9 protein-coding genes are annotated in these 16004 nt (G+C 71.6%); 6 read left to right on the top strand and 3 right to left on the bottom strand.

Going from position 1 to position 16004, the window contains the following annotated elements:
* The first annotated feature begins 65 nt into the window (after positions 1 to 65).
* Positions 66 to 1058 carry a fatty acid desaturase family protein gene (locus tag WMF34_RS46695; RefSeq protein WP_231864611.1) on the top strand — a complete coding sequence of 331 codons (993 nt, stop codon included), beginning with the start codon at positions 66 to 68 and terminating at the stop codon, positions 1056 to 1058.
* Between the two features lie 13 nt (positions 1059 to 1071).
* Here the strand turns inward: WMF34_RS46695 and WMF34_RS46690 are convergent, their stop codons facing one another.
* Complete coding sequence (locus WMF34_RS46690; protein ID WP_437991873.1) at positions 1072 to 1617, bottom strand: hypothetical protein; 546 nt, start codon at positions 1615 to 1617, stop codon at positions 1072 to 1074.
* Between the two features lie 592 nt (positions 1618 to 2209).
* On the opposite strand from WMF34_RS46690, the gene WMF34_RS46685 reads away from it, so the two are divergent.
* From WMF34_RS46685 to WMF34_RS46675, 3 genes are all read left to right on the top strand, one after another.
* Positions 2210 to 6265: an RHS repeat-associated core domain-containing protein gene (locus WMF34_RS46685; RefSeq protein ID WP_437991872.1), complete on the top strand. Its 4056-nt coding sequence runs from the start codon at positions 2210 to 2212 to the stop codon at positions 6263 to 6265.
* A gap of 8 nt (positions 6266 to 6273) precedes the next feature.
* Positions 6274 to 8709 (top strand): hypothetical protein, encoded by a 2436-nt coding sequence (locus WMF34_RS46680; protein WP_437991871.1) that lies wholly within the window; start codon positions 6274 to 6276, stop codon positions 8707 to 8709.
* Positions 8710 to 8872: 163 nt separating this feature from the next.
* Positions 8873 to 11212: a hypothetical protein gene (locus WMF34_RS46675; protein WP_437991870.1), complete on the top strand. Its 2340-nt coding sequence runs from the start codon at positions 8873 to 8875 to the stop codon at positions 11210 to 11212.
* 1103 nt (positions 11213 to 12315) lie between these two features.
* On the opposite strand, the gene WMF34_RS46670 is transcribed toward WMF34_RS46675, so the two are convergent.
* A complete protein-coding gene (locus tag WMF34_RS46670; RefSeq protein ID WP_437991869.1) occupies positions 12316 to 12891 on the bottom strand; it encodes a TetR/AcrR family transcriptional regulator in 576 nt (191 codons plus the stop codon).
* A 278-nt stretch (positions 12892 to 13169) separates the two neighbouring features.
* Here WMF34_RS46670 and WMF34_RS46665 point away from each other — a divergent pair, with 278 nt between their 5' ends.
* Positions 13170 to 14021: a ketopantoate reductase family protein gene (locus WMF34_RS46665; protein WP_437991868.1), complete on the top strand. Its 852-nt coding sequence runs from the start codon at positions 13170 to 13172 to the stop codon at positions 14019 to 14021.
* 118 nt (positions 14022 to 14139) lie between these two features.
* Here the strand turns inward: WMF34_RS46665 and WMF34_RS46660 are convergent, their stop codons facing one another.
* Positions 14140 to 15252: an ABC transporter substrate-binding protein gene (locus WMF34_RS46660; protein WP_012241731.1), complete on the bottom strand. Its 1113-nt coding sequence runs from the start codon at positions 15250 to 15252 to the stop codon at positions 14140 to 14142.
* Between the two features lie 170 nt (positions 15253 to 15422).
* On the opposite strand from WMF34_RS46660, the gene WMF34_RS46655 reads away from it, so the two are divergent.
* On the top strand, positions 15423 to 15995 hold the full coding sequence (locus tag WMF34_RS46655) for a hypothetical protein (protein WP_437991867.1): 573 nt from the start codon (positions 15423 to 15425) through the stop codon (positions 15993 to 15995).
* The last annotated feature ends 9 nt before the right edge of the window (positions 15996 to 16004 follow it).

The following is a 16004-nucleotide window of genomic DNA, read 5'->3' as shown; positions in this document are numbered from 1 at the left end:
CGCCTGTTTTTTGCGAAGTTCCGGGCCGCGCACGCGCGAGAAACACGGAGATCAGCATGGCCGGCATGGACACAGTACCGCGGGAGCTGCTGCAGGCTGCCTACAGGCGCAACCCGATTCACCTGCTCAAGATCCCGCTTCATTTCGGCATCTGGGCCGCGGTCACGTGGGTGCTGTACGCGACGCAGCACCACCCGCTCGCCATCCCGATCGGGGTCGCCTGCTCGTGGTTGATCGCCAACCTCGTCCGCGGCCTCGGCGCCGTGGCGCACGACGCCGTCCACGGCAGCTGCTCGCGCTCGAAGCTCACCTCGTACGTCATCGCCCTGCTGTGCTGGGCGCCGACCGGCATGAGCGTGACGCTGTACACGAACTACCACCTTCATCATCACAAGATCGCGAACACGTACCCTGACGTCGACAACTTCGTCGTCACGGATTACACGCGGAACCCCGTCCTCGCGAGGCTCCTGCTCCTCGCCGTCTACACGTTCGCCTATCCGCTCTACTTTCTCGGCTGCATGGCGCGGTACGTGAAGCGGCTGTCGCCGCTCCAGCGCGTCAGGATGAACCTGGAGCTCCTCGGCTTCTGGGGCCTCATGGCCTTCTTCTACTGGGTCATGCCGTTCCAGGTGTTCTTCTTCTTCTATCTCCTGCCGTTCGTCTTCGGCGCCATCCTCGCCAGCGTGACCTCGATGATCGAGCACTACGAGATGCTCCCGGGGGAGGACGCCTACAGCTCTCGCACCTACGGGACGAGCGCGCGCGTCACGAACTTCCTCTGGAACAACGTCACGTACCACAACGAGCACCACAAGTTCCCGGGCATCCCGTTCTACAACCTGCGCAGCTTCCACGAGGCGGCGTATCCCTACTACGATGAGCGGGTGAAGTCCGCCTGCCACCCGTCGATCGTCGGGGTCGCCCTCTCGCTCTACGGCCGTATCCTGAAGCTCGATATCGCGAAGCTCGACGAGCGGTACCGCGGCCTCAACAAGGACGACGAGCGGCGGAAGATGATGGCGCTGAACGGCATCCAGCCCGGCGCGACCGCCTGAGCCGGGCGAAGGCTCAATCCGCGGCGAAGCAGTAGATACGGCCCGCGCCGCCCACCGCCACGAGCTGCTGCTGGCTGCAACCGGCGGGAGCGTGCACCGAGTTCCACGAGTTGTAGGGGGCGCTGCCGTTCATGCCCGGACCGAGGCCGTCGGAGTGCCCCACCTGCGGCCCAGGCGTGGCGGTGGACGACGTCCAGTCGTTGCACGTGGCGGCCAGGGCCGTGCCGTCCGCCGCCGAGCCCGTGAGAATGTCGTGCTCGTTCGGCGTGGGAGAGCCCTGCCACTGGCCGTTGATGCGGTTGCCCTTGTGATCGACGAAGAGCTCCGGGTTGCCCCCGGGCAGCGCGTGCAGCGCCTCGACAGTCGCGGCCACCGTGACGCCCTTGGCGTTGACCCAGGGCCCCTTGCCGATGCGATCGCGGGCATTCTCCGTGCTCGTGCTCAGGTACGCGCGCCACGTGCGGCCGCCGGCGCCCACTTCGGCCGCCAGCGCCTGGCAGGTCGCGTCCGCGCCGGCGATCCCTCCGAGATCACCGCCGCTGTCGCTCGGGGTGGACACGAAGAAACCCAGCGATGAGGTGCCCGGGTCCCCGCCGGCCCCGGTAGCGGGCCCGCCAGCGGTCCCCGCGCCGCCCTCGCCTGCGCCGCCCTCGCCTGCGCCGCCCGATCCGCCCGTCCCAGCAGCGCCGCCTCCTCCGACACCCGTGCTCCCTGACCCGCCGCTGCCTCCGGTACCGCTGCCCGAGGCGCTGCTGGTCGAAGCGCTGCTGCTGCTGGCCTGGTCATTACTCGTACCGCTGGAATCGGATTCATCCGAGCAGGCCGTAGAGGTGACGAGGAATGCTGCGGAAAGGACGAGGTAGATCTTGTGCACGGCAGAGCTCCTGAATGGGCGAATGGTGCGCACGATACTGACAGCTCGCCTCTCGCCGCAACATCGAGCGCGCAAATGAGCCCAATGCGCGGGAATGCGCAAAATTCCACGGAGCTGCGGGGGTACACGGAGATGCCAACCGTGTTGGGGCAGGCCGGACGAGGAGGCAGCGCGACGGACCTCTCGGCGGCCCGATCGCGTCGATGTGCGCTCCTGTGCGCCCGCAGGAGGAGGATGCGCCTTTCAGGTGCTGTGCCCCCCTGTTACGCTCGCTCCCATGGCGCGCACGGCCCCCGTCCCGAATATCCCCGCGATCCCCGGCATGAATCCCGGCGTCTTCATCATGGGCGGCGGCGGCGGCAGCGGGGGCAAGGGCGGAAAGGGCGGCAAGGGGAGCGGCAAGGACCAAGGCGCCAACGGCTCCAACGGGGGCAACGGCGCCAACGGAGGCGGGAAGTCGGCATGCGGCGGTGCGGGCGGCGACGGCTCCGGCTGCCCGAACCACCATGGGTCGAAGAAGAGCGGGAAGGTGTCGAAGGGCGACCCCGTCGACGTCGCCACCGGCCACGTGTTCACCGATCCCGTGGTCGACCTCGAGCTGCTCGGCCCCCTCGGCTTGCGGTTCGTGCGCCGCTACAGCACGAGCGCCCACGAGCGCGACGTCGGCCTTGGCTTCGGCTGGGTCCACTCGTTCGCGTGGGCCGTCGAGGTGCGGCGCCAGAGCACCGTGCTGTGGACCGACACGGGCGCGGAGCTCTCGTTCGAGCCCATCGCCGAGGGGGACGCGGGCATAGGCCCCGACGGCTGGGTCCTGACCCGCGACGCCAGCGGGTTCGTGCTCGACGATGCCGCCGGCACGTTCTACCTGTTCTCCGAGCGCGACGGCTCGACATACCGCCTCTCCGCCGTGCGCGACGCGCATGGCAACACGACGCGGCTCACCTACCGCGAGGGGGGTATCGAGTCGATCGCCGACGCCGCCGGCCGCGTCGTGCGCGTGCGGCGCGCGCCCGACGGCCGCATCGCCGCGCTCGAGGTCAAGAACGCGCCCGAGCGAGGGAGGTGGGTGACCCTCCGGGGCTACACCTACGACGAGCGCGGCGACCTCGTCGCCGATGCCGACGCCGAGGGCTGCGTCACCCGCTACACCTACGACGATCACCGGCTGACATCGCGCACGGATCCCGAGGATCTCACCTTCCATTTCCGGTACGACGAGCGTGGCCGCTGCGTCGAGACCTGGGGCGATCACCCCGATCCGGGGCGCCTCGGCCTCGCGCAGGGCGTGCCCGATACGCTCGCCGATGGCACGAAGGCCCGGGGGATCTACCATTGCAAGCTCGTCTACGGCGACGACGGGTACTCGGAGGTGGCGGATTCGATCACCGTGCACCGCTACTTCGCCAATGAGTTTGGCAAGCTCGACAAGGCCGTGTCCGGCGGGGCCGTCTACAGCCGCACCTACGATGAGAACGGCAATCTCCGCTCGTTCACCGACCCGCTCGGCGCCACGACGACCTGGGTCCGCGACGCCCGCGGCCGCGCGCTCCGCGTGAGCGATCCGCTGGGCCGCACCACCGTCATCGAGCGCGAGCCGGACGGGCACATCCGGCGCGTCACCGACCCGGGCGGCGGCGTCACGGAGGTGACGCGCACTGCGGGCGCCTTGTACTGGACCGATCCGATCGGCGCGACCTTCGAGGTGCGCATCGAGGCGCGGGGGCTCATCACGGACACCGTAGCGCCGAACGGCGCGCGCACGCGCTTCCTCCACGACGCGCACGGCAACGTGATCCAGAAGATCGACGGGATAGGCGCCGTCACCGAGCACGTCTACGACACCTGGGGACGCTGCCTGTCGGTGCGCGACGCGCTCGGGAACATCACGTCGTACGCCTACAACGACCGGGGCGATCGCATCGCCGTGCGCCACCCGGACGAGGGCGTGACCCGCTATGCCCACGATCGCAATGGGGACGTCGTGCGCGTCGACCACCCGGACGGCACCTCGACGCGCTTCGATCGGGGAGGCCTGCACAAGGTCTGCGCGATTCGCCGCCCGAACGGCGAGGTGAACCGGCTCGGCTATGATCGCGAGGGCCGCCTCGTGCGGGCCGAGAACGCGCGGGGGGACGTGTACCTCATGCGCTACGACACAGCGGGCCGCATGGTGTACGAGCGGACGTTCGCCGGGCAGGAGAAGCACTACCGGCACGATATGGCCGGACAGCTCCTCCACGAGAAGACCGGCGCGGGCGAGCTCACGGAGTTCACCTATGACGCGGCCGGACAGCTCGTCCAGCGCACCCTGCCGGACGGCGCCACGGAGTCGTTCGAGTACGATCATTGCGGGCAGCTGATCGCCGCCGTCACGCCCGCCGGGGAGCTCACGTTCACACGCAACGCCGTGGGCTGGGTCGTGGAGGAGCGGCAGCTCGCCTCGGGGGACGCGTTCGTCGTGCGGCGGGCGTACGATCTCATGGGCAACGTGGTGCAGCGGACGACGTCGCTGGGCCACTCGGCCGCCTTCGCGCGGGACGCCTGCGGCCGGGCCACGCAGGTGGTGCTGGACGGGCGCACCGCGGTCGGGGTCGCGCACGACGCGCTCGGGCGCGAGATCGCCCGCGCGCTGCCGGACGGCGGGCGCATCCAGGTCGTCTACGATGCGCTCGGCCGCATGGCGCAGCGCTGGGTGGGCCATCCTGCGAAGGCCGGCGCGGGCGAGGGCCGGCCCGAGTGGGTCGGCCCTCGCCCGCCGGGGACGACGGTGTACCAGGCGTTCCGCTACGGGCCGTGCTCGGAGCTCGTCGAGTCGTGGGACGACGCGCTCGGCCGGAGGCTGTTCGAGCACGACCCCGCGGGACAGCTCCTGGGGATCCGCGACGAGCGGGGCCGGGGGCAGCGCTTCGCGTACGACGCCGCGGGCAACCTCCACGAGCCGGACGGCGAGCAGCGCGCTTACGGCGCCGGGAACCGCCTGGTGCAGAAGGGCGGCACCACGTACGCATGGGACGAGTCGGGCAGGTTGATGAGCGCGCGCGACGCGGAGGGCCGGTTGACGCGGTACACGTGGAACGCCCTCGGGCTGCTCGCAGCGGTCGAGAGGCCCGACGGGAGGGTGGTCGAGCACAGCTACGATCCGTTCGCGCGGCGCATCGGGAAGCGCACGTTCGAGCGAGCGCCCGACGGGCGGCGGCGCGAGCTGTCGAGCGTGCGCTTCGTGTGGGACGGCGGCGTGCTCGTCCACGAGATCAAGCGCGTGGCGCAGGTGTCGGGCGATCCCGTGGTGGAGGAGCGCACGTACTGCTTCGAGGAGGCCCGGTACGCGCCCTGGGCCCACCGCGACACGCGCGTGGCGGGCGGGCGGCGCGAGGAGAGCCCGTGGTTCCATTACCTCAACGACGACGTGGGCGCGCCGGAGCGCCTGGTCGGCCCAGCGGGCGAGGTGGTGTGCGAGCTCGACCGGTCGGCGTTCGGCGCGAAGGTGAAGGAGGGCGGGCGGACCACGACGCCGCTCCGCTTCCCGGGCCAGTACGAGGACGAGGAGACGGGGCTCGTCTACAACCGCTACCGCTACTTCGATCCCGCGCTCGGCCGGTACCTGAGCGCGGACCCGGCGGGGCTCGACGGCGGGTTCAACGGATTCGACTACGCCGGCAACGCGCCGACGCGCTTCGTCGATCCGAGCGGGCTGATGCCGTTCTCGACGGTCCGGAACGCGGCGGGGAACAACCCCGACAACAAGGACTTCACCGATCCGAAGAACCGCCGCGGGGTGCCGGGTGATATCGAGGGCAAGAGCCAGGGAGTGCGCGGCGGGAGAACAGCGGAGGAGCATCGCGAGAAGCACTACAAGGACCCCGCGATCACCGAGGCCGTCAAGAACGCGCAGAGGGCGCGCAGCGAGAGCCAGACCGGAGACACAACGTGCGCCGAGGTGGACGCGCTGCACAAGATGGCGAGCCAGATCCGCGCCGAAGGAAACGCCCAGCGAACGGCGAAGGGGAAGCCTGACATGACCAACGAGGAGGTGCGCGCCGAGCTTCAGAAGCGCTTCAGGAACGGCGCGACGATCGAGACGACGAACAAGACCGGCGAGGGCATGGCGCCCTGCCCCATGTGCGCGCAGATCTTCCGCGAGCTCGGCCTCCACCCGGCGAACATCGGAGAGGACGCGAAGGGCGGCGTGGTCGGCCCGAATGAAGAGAAGGAGACCAAGGTGAACAAGATGGGGCGGTGGGATGGGAACATCACGCAGAGCAGCCAGGATAGACACTCTCGACAACGGAACATCCGGACGACGCGCTCCACAACCCCCCCGTTCACCACCTGACGCACGCGATGACGAGACCCCGGCCCCGAATCCCCGCCCCCGCGCCCATCGAGCGCGCCAGCCGCTGCGCCTGGCGCGAAGCGTCGCGCGCCAAGCTCGACCCCGGAGAGCAAGGCGCGCTGGCCGCGCTCAGCCGATGGATCGAGGAGCCAGACCGACCCTATGCAATCTTGCACGGCCGGCACCCGAGCCGGCGCGCGGTCGTGGCCGCCCACCTCGTCCGTGCGCAGCAGGAAGGCACGGCGTACGCCGCGCACCTCGTGCCGATCGGGCCTGATCTCAAGCTCGAGCGTGACATCCTCGCGTTGCTCACCTCGCGGCTGCTCGCCGGTTGCGGTGGCGGTCCTCCTCGGTGGTTGCGCATGCGTATCGCGAAAGAGCATCTGCGCGTGGGGCCAACCGATGACGACCCCTCGCTGCTGCTCGCGATCACCGACGTGGAGGAGGCGGAGCCGCTCGTCTCTTGGCCAGGCCTGTTTGCCGCCGTGGGTCCCCGCGTCAAGGTGCTCGCCACCGTCGAGGGCGACGACGCCGCGGCCCACGCGTGGCTCCAGCGCCTCGGCTTCGATCCGGCGCGCACGCGGATCCACCCGCTACCGGTGCGGCCCTGGCCTGCGCCGGGCGATCCCACGAAGCTCCTCGCGACCACGGGCGCAGCATCCGCCGAGCTACTCGGCCTGCTCTCAGTCGCCTACGGCCGCCTTCGGGAGGACGAGATCGCGACTGCCCTCGGGGCCCCCATCGAGAGCGCCCTCGCCGGGATCGAGCCGCTCGTCACGGCCATCGAGGGCACCTACGCGTTCCGCTCGAACGCGGCGCGCCGCGAGGTGGAGGAGCGCCTCGACCGCGACGCGCGGGACGCATCGATCCGCCGCCTGCTGTCGCTCCCGCCGGACGAGTATCCCTGCGCCTACGCGCGCGCCCACCTGGAACAGGCCGCCGCGCCGCTCCAGGCATTCGCAGCGCTGGTCACCGAGGAGCACCTCGCCCGCTGGATGGCCCGGCCCGAGGCCTACCTCGGCTTCGTCGCCGACCTCGAGCGCGTGCGCCGCCACGCAGTCGAGGCGCTCGCATCGGGCCACGAGGCCGCGGCGCTCGCGGTGCGCGCTGCGCTGGTCGAGGCGAGCGTGAACTCGTGCGCCCGCCGCGAGGATCACGATGCTCCCGTCGGCGTCGAGCTCATCGATCGGGAGAAGCGGATCGCCGACGAGCGAGATCAGGCCAGGGCGCTCATCGCGCTCGGCTCCGCGATGACGGCCGGCCCGGCGCGCGCCGAGGTGCTCGCGTGGGCCGAAGACGCCACACGGCGCATCCCGGAGGCCGACTTCCGCGGCGACGCATTCCTGAGCCTCGCCGAAATCGTCGGGGGCGAGGCGCGATACGCGTTCGCGCGGGAAGCGCTCGCCGCGTTCCGGACCACGGAGAACGCGGAGGATCGAGCGCACCAGATGCTCTTCATGGCGAAGGAGTTGCCTCCGGAGGAAGGGATCACCGTCGCGCGCGAGGCGTTCAGGAGCCTCCGCGACGGTGCCGGAGATCCTGGCCGTGCCGAGATCTTCGTCAGCGATTTTCCGCGCGCCGTCGCCGAGGCGCTCTGGCCCGACGCGGAGGCGTTGCCTGCGCCCGCGCGAGCGCAGGTGCTCGCCGCGCTCGCGCGGGCCCTCGGCGATCCCGAGCGCGTGCGCACCGCCTTCGCCGCGCTGGAGCAGCACCCCGACCCATACAACCTGGACCAGCACTGGAGGGTCACGCAGCTCGTGCCGTTCCTCGACGCCTCGGAGGCCCGCCGCGCCGCGGCGCTCGCGCCCCAGTTCGGTGAACGGGCCGCCGAACTCGTCGAGGAGCTGATCCCGCGCCTCATCGCGCTGGGCGATCCCGCCGAGGACCTGCTTGAGGCGCTGCCGGAAGCGTCGCGCGTGCGGGCGCTGGCCCGGAGCCTCCCCTTCGCCGCGGAGCCGGCGCGGCTGCGGGCGCGCATCGACGAGGTCGTTCGAAAGGCCGAGCCGCTCGAGCGCTACGGGCTGTTCTTCGACGTGGGCCCCTGGTTCGCAGCGACGGGCGACAGCGACGCGATGCTCGCCTGGATCGCGACGCTCAGTGACGCCCACCACCAGGTCGCCCTCGGCTTCCTGGCGCGCCACGATCCCGCGCACGCGCCCGAGCTCACGCGCCGCGCCCTTTCCCTCGCCTTGCGCCTCGGCGCCGGCGAGCCGGACCGCCTGCTCGAGCTGCTCCCGCTGGCCCGCCATTTTCCGGCCGAAGGGGCCATCGCCGCCATCGGCCTCCTGCTCGACGCGCTCGCAGGCGATTACCGCGATGCCGCGCTCGCGGGCGACGGCGTGAGCCTCGTGAAGCTCGCGCCGCTCATCGCCGCGATCGCAGGCGACGACGGCTTGTCCGGCGCGGCGCGCGAGGTGGTGCAGGTCGCGGCGTGGTTCCCCTGAGCGCCGCTATCGGCGCGGAAAGCCTCACGCCGACGCGCACCCGGTGGCGCGGTAAAAGCTTCCGCGAGGGGAGACGTCGCGCCAGCTCCGCAACGAAGGAAGCGCCCAGCGAACGGCGCAACGGAAGCCCAATCTGACCCATCAACGGCAAGCGACGCGTGCGATGACAACACCCCCGCCCCATATCCTCGCCCCCGCGCCCGTCGAGCGCGCCTGTCGCTCCGCCTGGCACGAGACGTCGTGCACCACGCTCGACCCCGCAGAACGAGCCGCGCTGGCCGCGCTCGACCGGTGGCTCGACGAGCCGGAGCTGCCCTATGCGATCTTGCATGGCTCGCGCGCGAGCCGGCGCGCGGTCGTGGCCGCCCACCTGGTCCGTGCACAGAACGAAGGTGTCGCCTACGGTGCGCAGCTCGTGCCAATCGGGCCTGATCTCAGGCTCGAGCGTGACATCCTCGCCCTGCTGGTCTCGCGGGTGCTCTCCGACTACGCAGGCGGCGAGCCTCGGCTGTTGCGTAGACAGATCGCTCAGGAACACCTGCGCGTCGGGCCGACCGAGAACGAACCCTCGCTGCTGCTCGCGATCACCGACGTCGAGGAGGCGGAGCCGCTCGTCGCCTGGCCGGCGCTGTTCTCCGCCGTTGGCCCCCGCGTCAAGGTGCTCGCCACCGTCGAGGGCGACGACGCCGCGGCCCGCGCGTGGATCCAGCGCCTCGGCTTCGACCCGGCGCGCACGCAGATCCATCGACTGCCGGTGCGGCCCTGGCCCACACCGGGCGATCCCGCGGAGCTGCTCGCGACCGCGGGCGCCTCATCAGCCAAGCTCCTCGGCCTGCTCTCCGTCGCCTACGGCCGGCTCCCCGAGGACGAGATCACTGCCGCCCTCGGGGCGCCCATCGAGGGCGCCCTCGCCGGGATCGAGCCGCTCGTCACGGCCGTCGATGGCACCTACGCGTTCCGCTCGAACGCGGCTCGCCGCGAGGTCGAGGAGCACCTCGTCCTCGGCGCGCGCGAGACGTCGATCCGCCAGCTCCTAGCGCTCCCGCCAGACGGCTATCCCTGCGCCTACGTGCGCGCGCACATGGAGCAGAGCGACGCACCGCTCCAGGCATTCGCCGCGCTGGTCACCGAGGAGCACCTCGCCCGCTGGATGGCTCGGCCCGAGGCCTACCTCGGCTTCGTCGCCGACCTCGAGCGCGTGCGCCGTCGCGCCGTCGTGGTGCTTCCCATGGGTCGCGAGGCAACGGCCCTCGCCGTACGCGCGGCCCTCGTCGAGGCGAGCCTAAACTGGTGCGCCCGACGCAAGGACCGTGATGCTCCCGTCGGCGTCGAGCCCATCGACCGGCAGAAACGGATCGCCGACGAGCGAGATCAGGCCAGGGCGCTCACCGCGCTCGGCGCGGCGATGGCGGCCGGCCCGGCGCGCGCCGAGGTGCTCGCGTGGGCCGCGGACGCCGCACGGCGCATCCAGGAGACCGAATTCCGTGGGGATGTCCTCCTGAGCCTCGCCGAGTGCGCCGGGGGCGAGACGGGACACGCGTTCGCGCGGGAAGCGCTCGCCGCGTTTTGGAGCACGGAGGACGCTGAGAAGCGAGCGCACCAGATGCTTGTCGCGACAGGAGCACTGCCTCCGGAGGAAGGGGTTGCGGTCGCACGTGAGGCGCTCAGAAGCCTCCGCGACGGCGGCGGCGATCCTGGCGATATCGAGGTCTTCGCCAGGCATTTCCCGCGTGCTGTCGCCGACGCGCTCTGGCCCGACGCGGAGGCGCTGCCTGGACCCGCGCGGGCGCGAGCGCTCGCCGCGCTCGCGCGGGTCCTCGGCGATCCCGAGCGCGTACGCGCCGCCTTCGGCGCGGTGGAGCAGCACCTCGAGCCGTACGACCTGGCCGAGCACTGGACGCTCGCGCGGCTCGTGCCGCACCTTGACGCCCCGGAGGCTCGCCGCGCCGCGGCGCTCGCTCCCCAATTCGGCGAACAAGCGGCCGAACTCATCGAGAGCCTGATCCCGCGCCTCAGGGCGCTGGGTGATCCCGCCGACGACCTGATCGAGGCGCTGCCGGCGGCGCCGCGCGTGCGGGCGCTGGCCCGCAGCCTCCCCTTCGCCGCGGAGCCGGCGCGGCTGCTGGCGCGGAATCGACGAGGCCATCCAGCAGGCCGAGCCGCGCGACCGCTACGGGGCTGCGGATGTTCGACGTGGGGCCCTGGTTCGCGGCGAGGGGCGACAGCGACACGCTGCTCGCCGCGGTCGGGCCGCTCAGCGACGCCGGCCGTCTGGGCGCCTTCGGCTTCCTGGCGCGCCACGACCCCGTACACGCGCCCGAGCTGGTGCGTCAGGCCCTCCCCCTGGCCCTGCGCTTCGGCGCCGACGAGCCGGACCGCCTGCTCGACCTGGTCCCGCTGGCCCGCCACTTCCCGCCCGAGGGAGCCGCCGCGGCGTTCGGCCTCCTGCTCGACGCGCTCGCTGGCGACTTCCGCCACGCCGCGCTCGCGGGCGACGGCGTGACCCTCGTGAAGCTCGCGCCGCTCATCGCCGCGCTCGCGGGCGACGAGGGCCTGGCCGGCGCGGCGCGCGAGGTGGTGCGGGTCGCAGCGTGGTTCCCATGAGCGCTGCTGTAAACGCGGGCGGCCGAACGCCCCCCTGCCCTGGTGGCGCGGCCGTGGCGCCCTCGGAGCGTTCCGCTACGGGCCGTGCTCGGAGCTCGTCGAGTCGTGGGACGACGCGCTCGGCCGGTGGATTGAGGGGCCGGAGCTACCGTGTGCGATCCGGCACGGCCCGCGCCCAAGCCGGCGCTCGACCGTGGTGCGGCGCGGAGGTCTCGTCGCAAGGTCCGGTCGCCGGTCACACCGTACGCTGGTTCGATGATTGCGGAGGTCGACAGCCGACATCCCCAGGCACGCCCGATGAGGGCCGGCGGCAGCGTGCGGGCACGGAAGCGCCGGTCGACCGCGGCGAGCTCCCCAAGATCGCGCTGTAGCCGCGGGGAAACGCGATTCTCCTGCGGCAACTCGCGTTCCGAACCGTTCGGCGAGGCATGTGCCACGGGCACAGCCCGTCCGGAGCGCTCGGAAGCCGATGCGCCGCGGGAAAGCCGCCTTCCGGGCCGCTCCAGGCCCGCCTCACCGCCGGATCCTCGGCCTCCGACCGGCTCCAGGCCCGCCTCACCGCCGGATCCTCGGCCTCCGACCGGCTCCAGCCGCCCAAGCCGCAAGGGATAATCCTCTCGGGTCGAGCTGCTCGGCCCCCTCGGCTCGCGGTTCGTGCGCCGCTACAGCACGGGCGCCTGCGAGCGCGACATCGGCCGACGGCTCGACCTACCGCCTCTCTGAGGTGCGCGACGCCCATGGCAACACGACGCGGCTCGCCTGCCGCGACGGGCGCATCGAGTCGATCTCCGACGCCGCCGGCCGCATGGTGCGCCTGCGGCGCGCGCCCGACGGCCGCATCGCCGCGCTCGAACTCAAGAACGCCCCCGAGCGAGGGAGGTGGGTGACGCTCCGGAGCTCTACCTACGTTCGCGCGGCGCATCGGGAAGCGCACGTTCGAGCGAGCGCCCGACGGGCAGCGGCGCGAGCTGTCGAGCGTGCGCTTCGTGTGGGACGGACCAGCTACCGCTTCTTCGTCGCCATCGCCTTCACGACCGCGTCGACCGCCGTGACCAGCGAGCGCCTGAAGGCGTGCAGCCGCTGCTCCGCCGCCGATCCCTTCGCGACCGGCTGGTTTGGCGCGAAGCTGAACCAGGACATCGACAGCCCGAGGAGGATGACGAACAGGTCCTCGGCGCACGGCTTCGGCGTCGCCCCGAGGTCGTAGGCCGCGGCGAGCTCCTGCACCTTGTCGGTCGCGACGTCGTGCTGCGCCTCGTCGGGGAGCTCGAGCTGCCTCCACATCATCATCCGCACGCTCTTCGGATTCTCGACCAGGTGATCGAAGACGCCTGCGACGAAGGCCGTCAGGTCCGACGGGTCGAAGGGCACAGCGTCGAACGCGACCTGGCACCGCTCCTCGAGCACGCTGCGGAACAGGCCCTCCTTGGAGCCGAAATAGGCGTAGATGGCCTGCTTGTTCGCCGAGGCCCGCTCCGCGATGCGGTCCACGCGCGCGCCGGCCAGCCCTCGCTCGGCGAACTCGTCGAGCGCAGCGTCGAGGAGCCTCTTCTTGGTCGCCGCCGAATCGTAGCGCATGGGTGGACCCTTCATGGAGCACACGCCGTGGCGCGCGGCAAGGAGAGCGCGCCGCCGCCTCGCCCGGTTGACACGGCCAAGGCCGCTCCCTATATTTAAACCATCCAGTTGGTTTAACACCGAGGAGCGCGCCATCGATGACGATGACGAGGGCGCCGCGCGGTGTCGAGCTTGCAGGCGCGGGCGTTGCCGGAGCGCCAGGGCGCTGCCGGCGGCGGCGCGGTGACGACAACGGCGCGCAGAGAACAGATCTTCCCACAGGAGCCACGGAGTAACGCATGAAGATTGCCATTGTCGGCGCCGGTAGGATTGGAAGCACCTTTGCCTTTCACCTCTCGCGCGCGGGGCACGAGGTGACGGTGGTCGCCCGCGGAGAGCGGCTGGAGCAGCTGCGGCGGGACGAGGCGATCGTGAGCGCCTCGGGCGAGCGCGCGGCGGTGCGCGTGAGCGCCGCGCTCGACGCGACGGCGGCGTGGGATCTGGTGCTCGTGACGGTGCTCGCGCACCAGGTGGACGCCGTGCTCCCTGCGCTGGCCGGGAGCGCGGCGAGGTCCGTGATGTTCATGTTCAACACCTTCGAGCCGCTGGGCCGCCTCCGGGACGCGGTGGGCCCGGCGCGCTTCGCCTTCGGCTTCCCTGCGATCCTGGCGACCCTCGAGGACGGCAAGCTGACGTCGAAGGTCGTCACCCGAGGGATGGTCACCACGGTGACGGACGCGGCCTGGGCGAAGGTCTTCACGGACGCCGGCATTCCCGCCGTCGTGCACGCCGACATGGAGAGCTGGCTGCGCACGCACGCGGCGCTCGTCGTGCCGGCGATGGTGGCTATCACCGCGGCGCACGCGCGGAACGCAGGCGTGTCGTGGACAGAGGCGATGCGCCTCGCGCGCGCCATGGAGGAAGGGTTCCGCGTGGTGCGCCGCCTCGGAAACACCATCACGCCGGAGCCGATGGTGCCCCTGAGCCGCCTGCCCACGCCGGCGGCGGCCGCGCTCCTGTGGGGGCTCAGCAGGGTCGACGCCGTCCGCAAGACGGGCGCCGTCGGGCCCGGCGAGCCGCGCGCGCTGATCGACGCGATGGCCGCCGCGGCGCCGGGTCAAACGCCGACGCTGCTCGCCATCCGCCCTTGAACCCCTGAAGGAGAAGGCAGCGAGCCCATCCACGAGGGCACGAGGCGCCCGGGGCTCGTTGGACCGCTCGCTCTCGGGCTTCGAGCGGCGCCTCCGGCAGTCGGACCTGCGCGCTCTCTCAGCCGGCGTGAAGGATCCGAAAGCGATCGGGCTCCGCCGGATCTCGATCAACGACCTGGACTGGCGGCCAAGCCCACTGCCAAACGCTGATGCCTGGCGCGCGGGAGAACCGGATTTGCCCGCGGGTGCCTTCGACCGCGACGCGCGCCCAGGATCCGGCGGTGCGCGCCCGGTCCGCGCCGTGAGAACGCAGCACATCGGCGAGGACGGCGACCGTGTCGTAGCCCTCGAAGGCGACGAAGGACGGCGCTTCGGCCAGCCGCTCGCGCAGGGCCGTCTCGACCCGGGCGCCGAGCTGGCTGAGGCGCTCGGGCAGGTAGCGCAAGAACGGGATCGCGGCGCCGTCGCCGCCCAGCAACGCCGCCCATTCGGCGAACTCCGGTTGCCCGGCCGGAGCACCGATCGTGATCTCGGCGAGGCGCTGGTCGCGGCGGACAGACTTGACGATCGACACCGCCGGCTCCGGGTAGCCGACCAGAAGAAGGAGGGCTGTCGCGCGATTGCCGGCGAGCTCGTCGCACACGGCCGCGGGGGCGAGCGCGCGCATGTCGAGCTCGATGACGGTGCCGCCGCGTGGAGCGAGGTGGTCCCGCAGAACGCGGGCCCCAGACGCCCAGTAGACGCTCGAATCGGCTGCTACGGCGATGCGCCTGTGGCCCGCGCCGAGGAGGAAGTCCGCGTAGATCCGCCAGCCGTGGGACTGCGCCGGGGCGAGGCGCGCGACCCATTCCGCTGGCTGTTCGGTGAGCGCGTCGAGAACCGCTGACGAGCAGAGGAACGGCAGGCCGAGGGCGTCTGCCCTGGCGGCAGCGGCGCGAGCGACGACGCTGTGATACTCCCCCGCCAAGGCAGCCACGCCCAGGCGAGCCAGCTCATCGACGGCCGCCGCGGCCCTCTGAGGATCGGCCGCGGTGTCTCGGACCACCAGCTCGAGTGGTCTTCCGGCGATCCCGCCGGCGTCATTGACTTCGCGGACGGCCAGCTCGAGTCCGGCGAGCAAGTGCCGGCCTGCCTCGACCCAGCCGGGCCGAGTCAGCGGAACGAGAGCGCCGATCTGGACGGATGATCCGTCATTCCGCGCCGCTCCAGACGGCGACAGTGGCGTATTCATGTGTTGGCGTCACCCATAGAACGATTCATTACACCATGCCCGGCTCGGAGAGTAGCAAGGCCCGATAGTACGCGTCCAATCCCATGTCGCCGTGGCGGGCGCACCCGGGTGACCATGGACAAGGCCGCAGGTTGCCTTCGGACGCGAATGTGCTATGATGATGTCTCATCATGGACGTTATCTTTCGACGCACCGGCGAGCGGCGGTACGCCGTCGTCGTGGAGGTCGCCGGCAAACAGCCCCAGGCGATGGATCCGGCGCCTGGGTTCGACGACCACATTCCGCACGACCTCGTCCACTACATCGTGGAGGCCGAGCTCGGCTTGACGTCGGGCGTCTTCGGTCGTGCCGCGAGCGGCGGCGGCACCTTTATCTCGGCCGCGCTGGGCGACCGGAGCCCGCGCGAACGGGCGCGCGAGCGGCGGAAGCAGCTGCGCCGGGAGACATCGCTTCGCAACGCGGACGAGGGCAGGCAGCACGACATGGTCACCTCGGAGCGCCTCGCCGCCGTCTGCGACCTGATCTGGAGGCGCCGCCAGGGGCAGCGCCCGGATGCCTCGCGGCCCGCGCCGCGCGAGTCGCTCTCGGGCGAAGATGCCCGGCGGGTCGATCGCGTCGTCGTCCGGCTCGAAGAGCTGGCGCCTTTGTGGAACCAGCTGCCGGTGGGCGGTGAGCTCGCCTTCACATGGCCGAGCGTCGTGCCGAGGGCTCCAGGCCGGCAAGACGAGCGCCGCGTGGTGTGATGTCGCGAC

This window comes from Sorangium sp. So ce145, from assembly GCF_051525985.1.
Classification (GTDB): domain Bacteria; phylum Myxococcota_A; class Polyangia; order Polyangiales; family Polyangiaceae; genus Sorangium; species Sorangium cellulosum_B.
The sequence above is the reverse complement of the archived record's forward strand: the minus strand, read 5'-3'. Positions and strand labels throughout refer to the sequence as shown.

What these genes read in the sequence shown, in the direction of transcription:
- WMF34_RS46695 (WP_231864611.1), top strand. Translation starts at nt 66, where the DNA reads ATGGACACAGTACCGCGGGAGCTGCTGCAGGCTGCCTACAGGCGCAAC.
- WMF34_RS46685 (WP_437991872.1), top strand. Translation starts at nt 2,210, where the DNA reads ATGGCGCGCACGGCCCCCGTCCCGAATATCCCCGCGATCCCCGGCATG.
- WMF34_RS46680 (WP_437991871.1), top strand. Translation starts at nt 6,274, where the DNA reads ATGACGAGACCCCGGCCCCGAATCCCCGCCCCCGCGCCCATCGAGCGC.
- WMF34_RS46675 (WP_437991870.1), top strand. Translation starts at nt 8,873, where the DNA reads ATGACAACACCCCCGCCCCATATCCTCGCCCCCGCGCCCGTCGAGCGC.
- WMF34_RS46670 (WP_437991869.1), bottom strand. Translation starts at nt 12,891, where the DNA reads ATGCGCTACGATTCGGCGGCGACCAAGAAGAGGCTCCTCGACGCTGCG.
- WMF34_RS46665 (WP_437991868.1), top strand. Translation starts at nt 13,170, where the DNA reads ATGAAGATTGCCATTGTCGGCGCCGGTAGGATTGGAAGCACCTTTGCC.
- WMF34_RS46660 (WP_012241731.1), bottom strand. Translation starts at nt 15,252, where the DNA reads ATGAATACGCCACTGTCGCCGTCTGGAGCGGCGCGGAATGACGGATCA.
- WMF34_RS46655 (WP_437991867.1), top strand. Translation starts at nt 15,423, where the DNA reads ATGGACGTTATCTTTCGACGCACCGGCGAGCGGCGGTACGCCGTCGTC.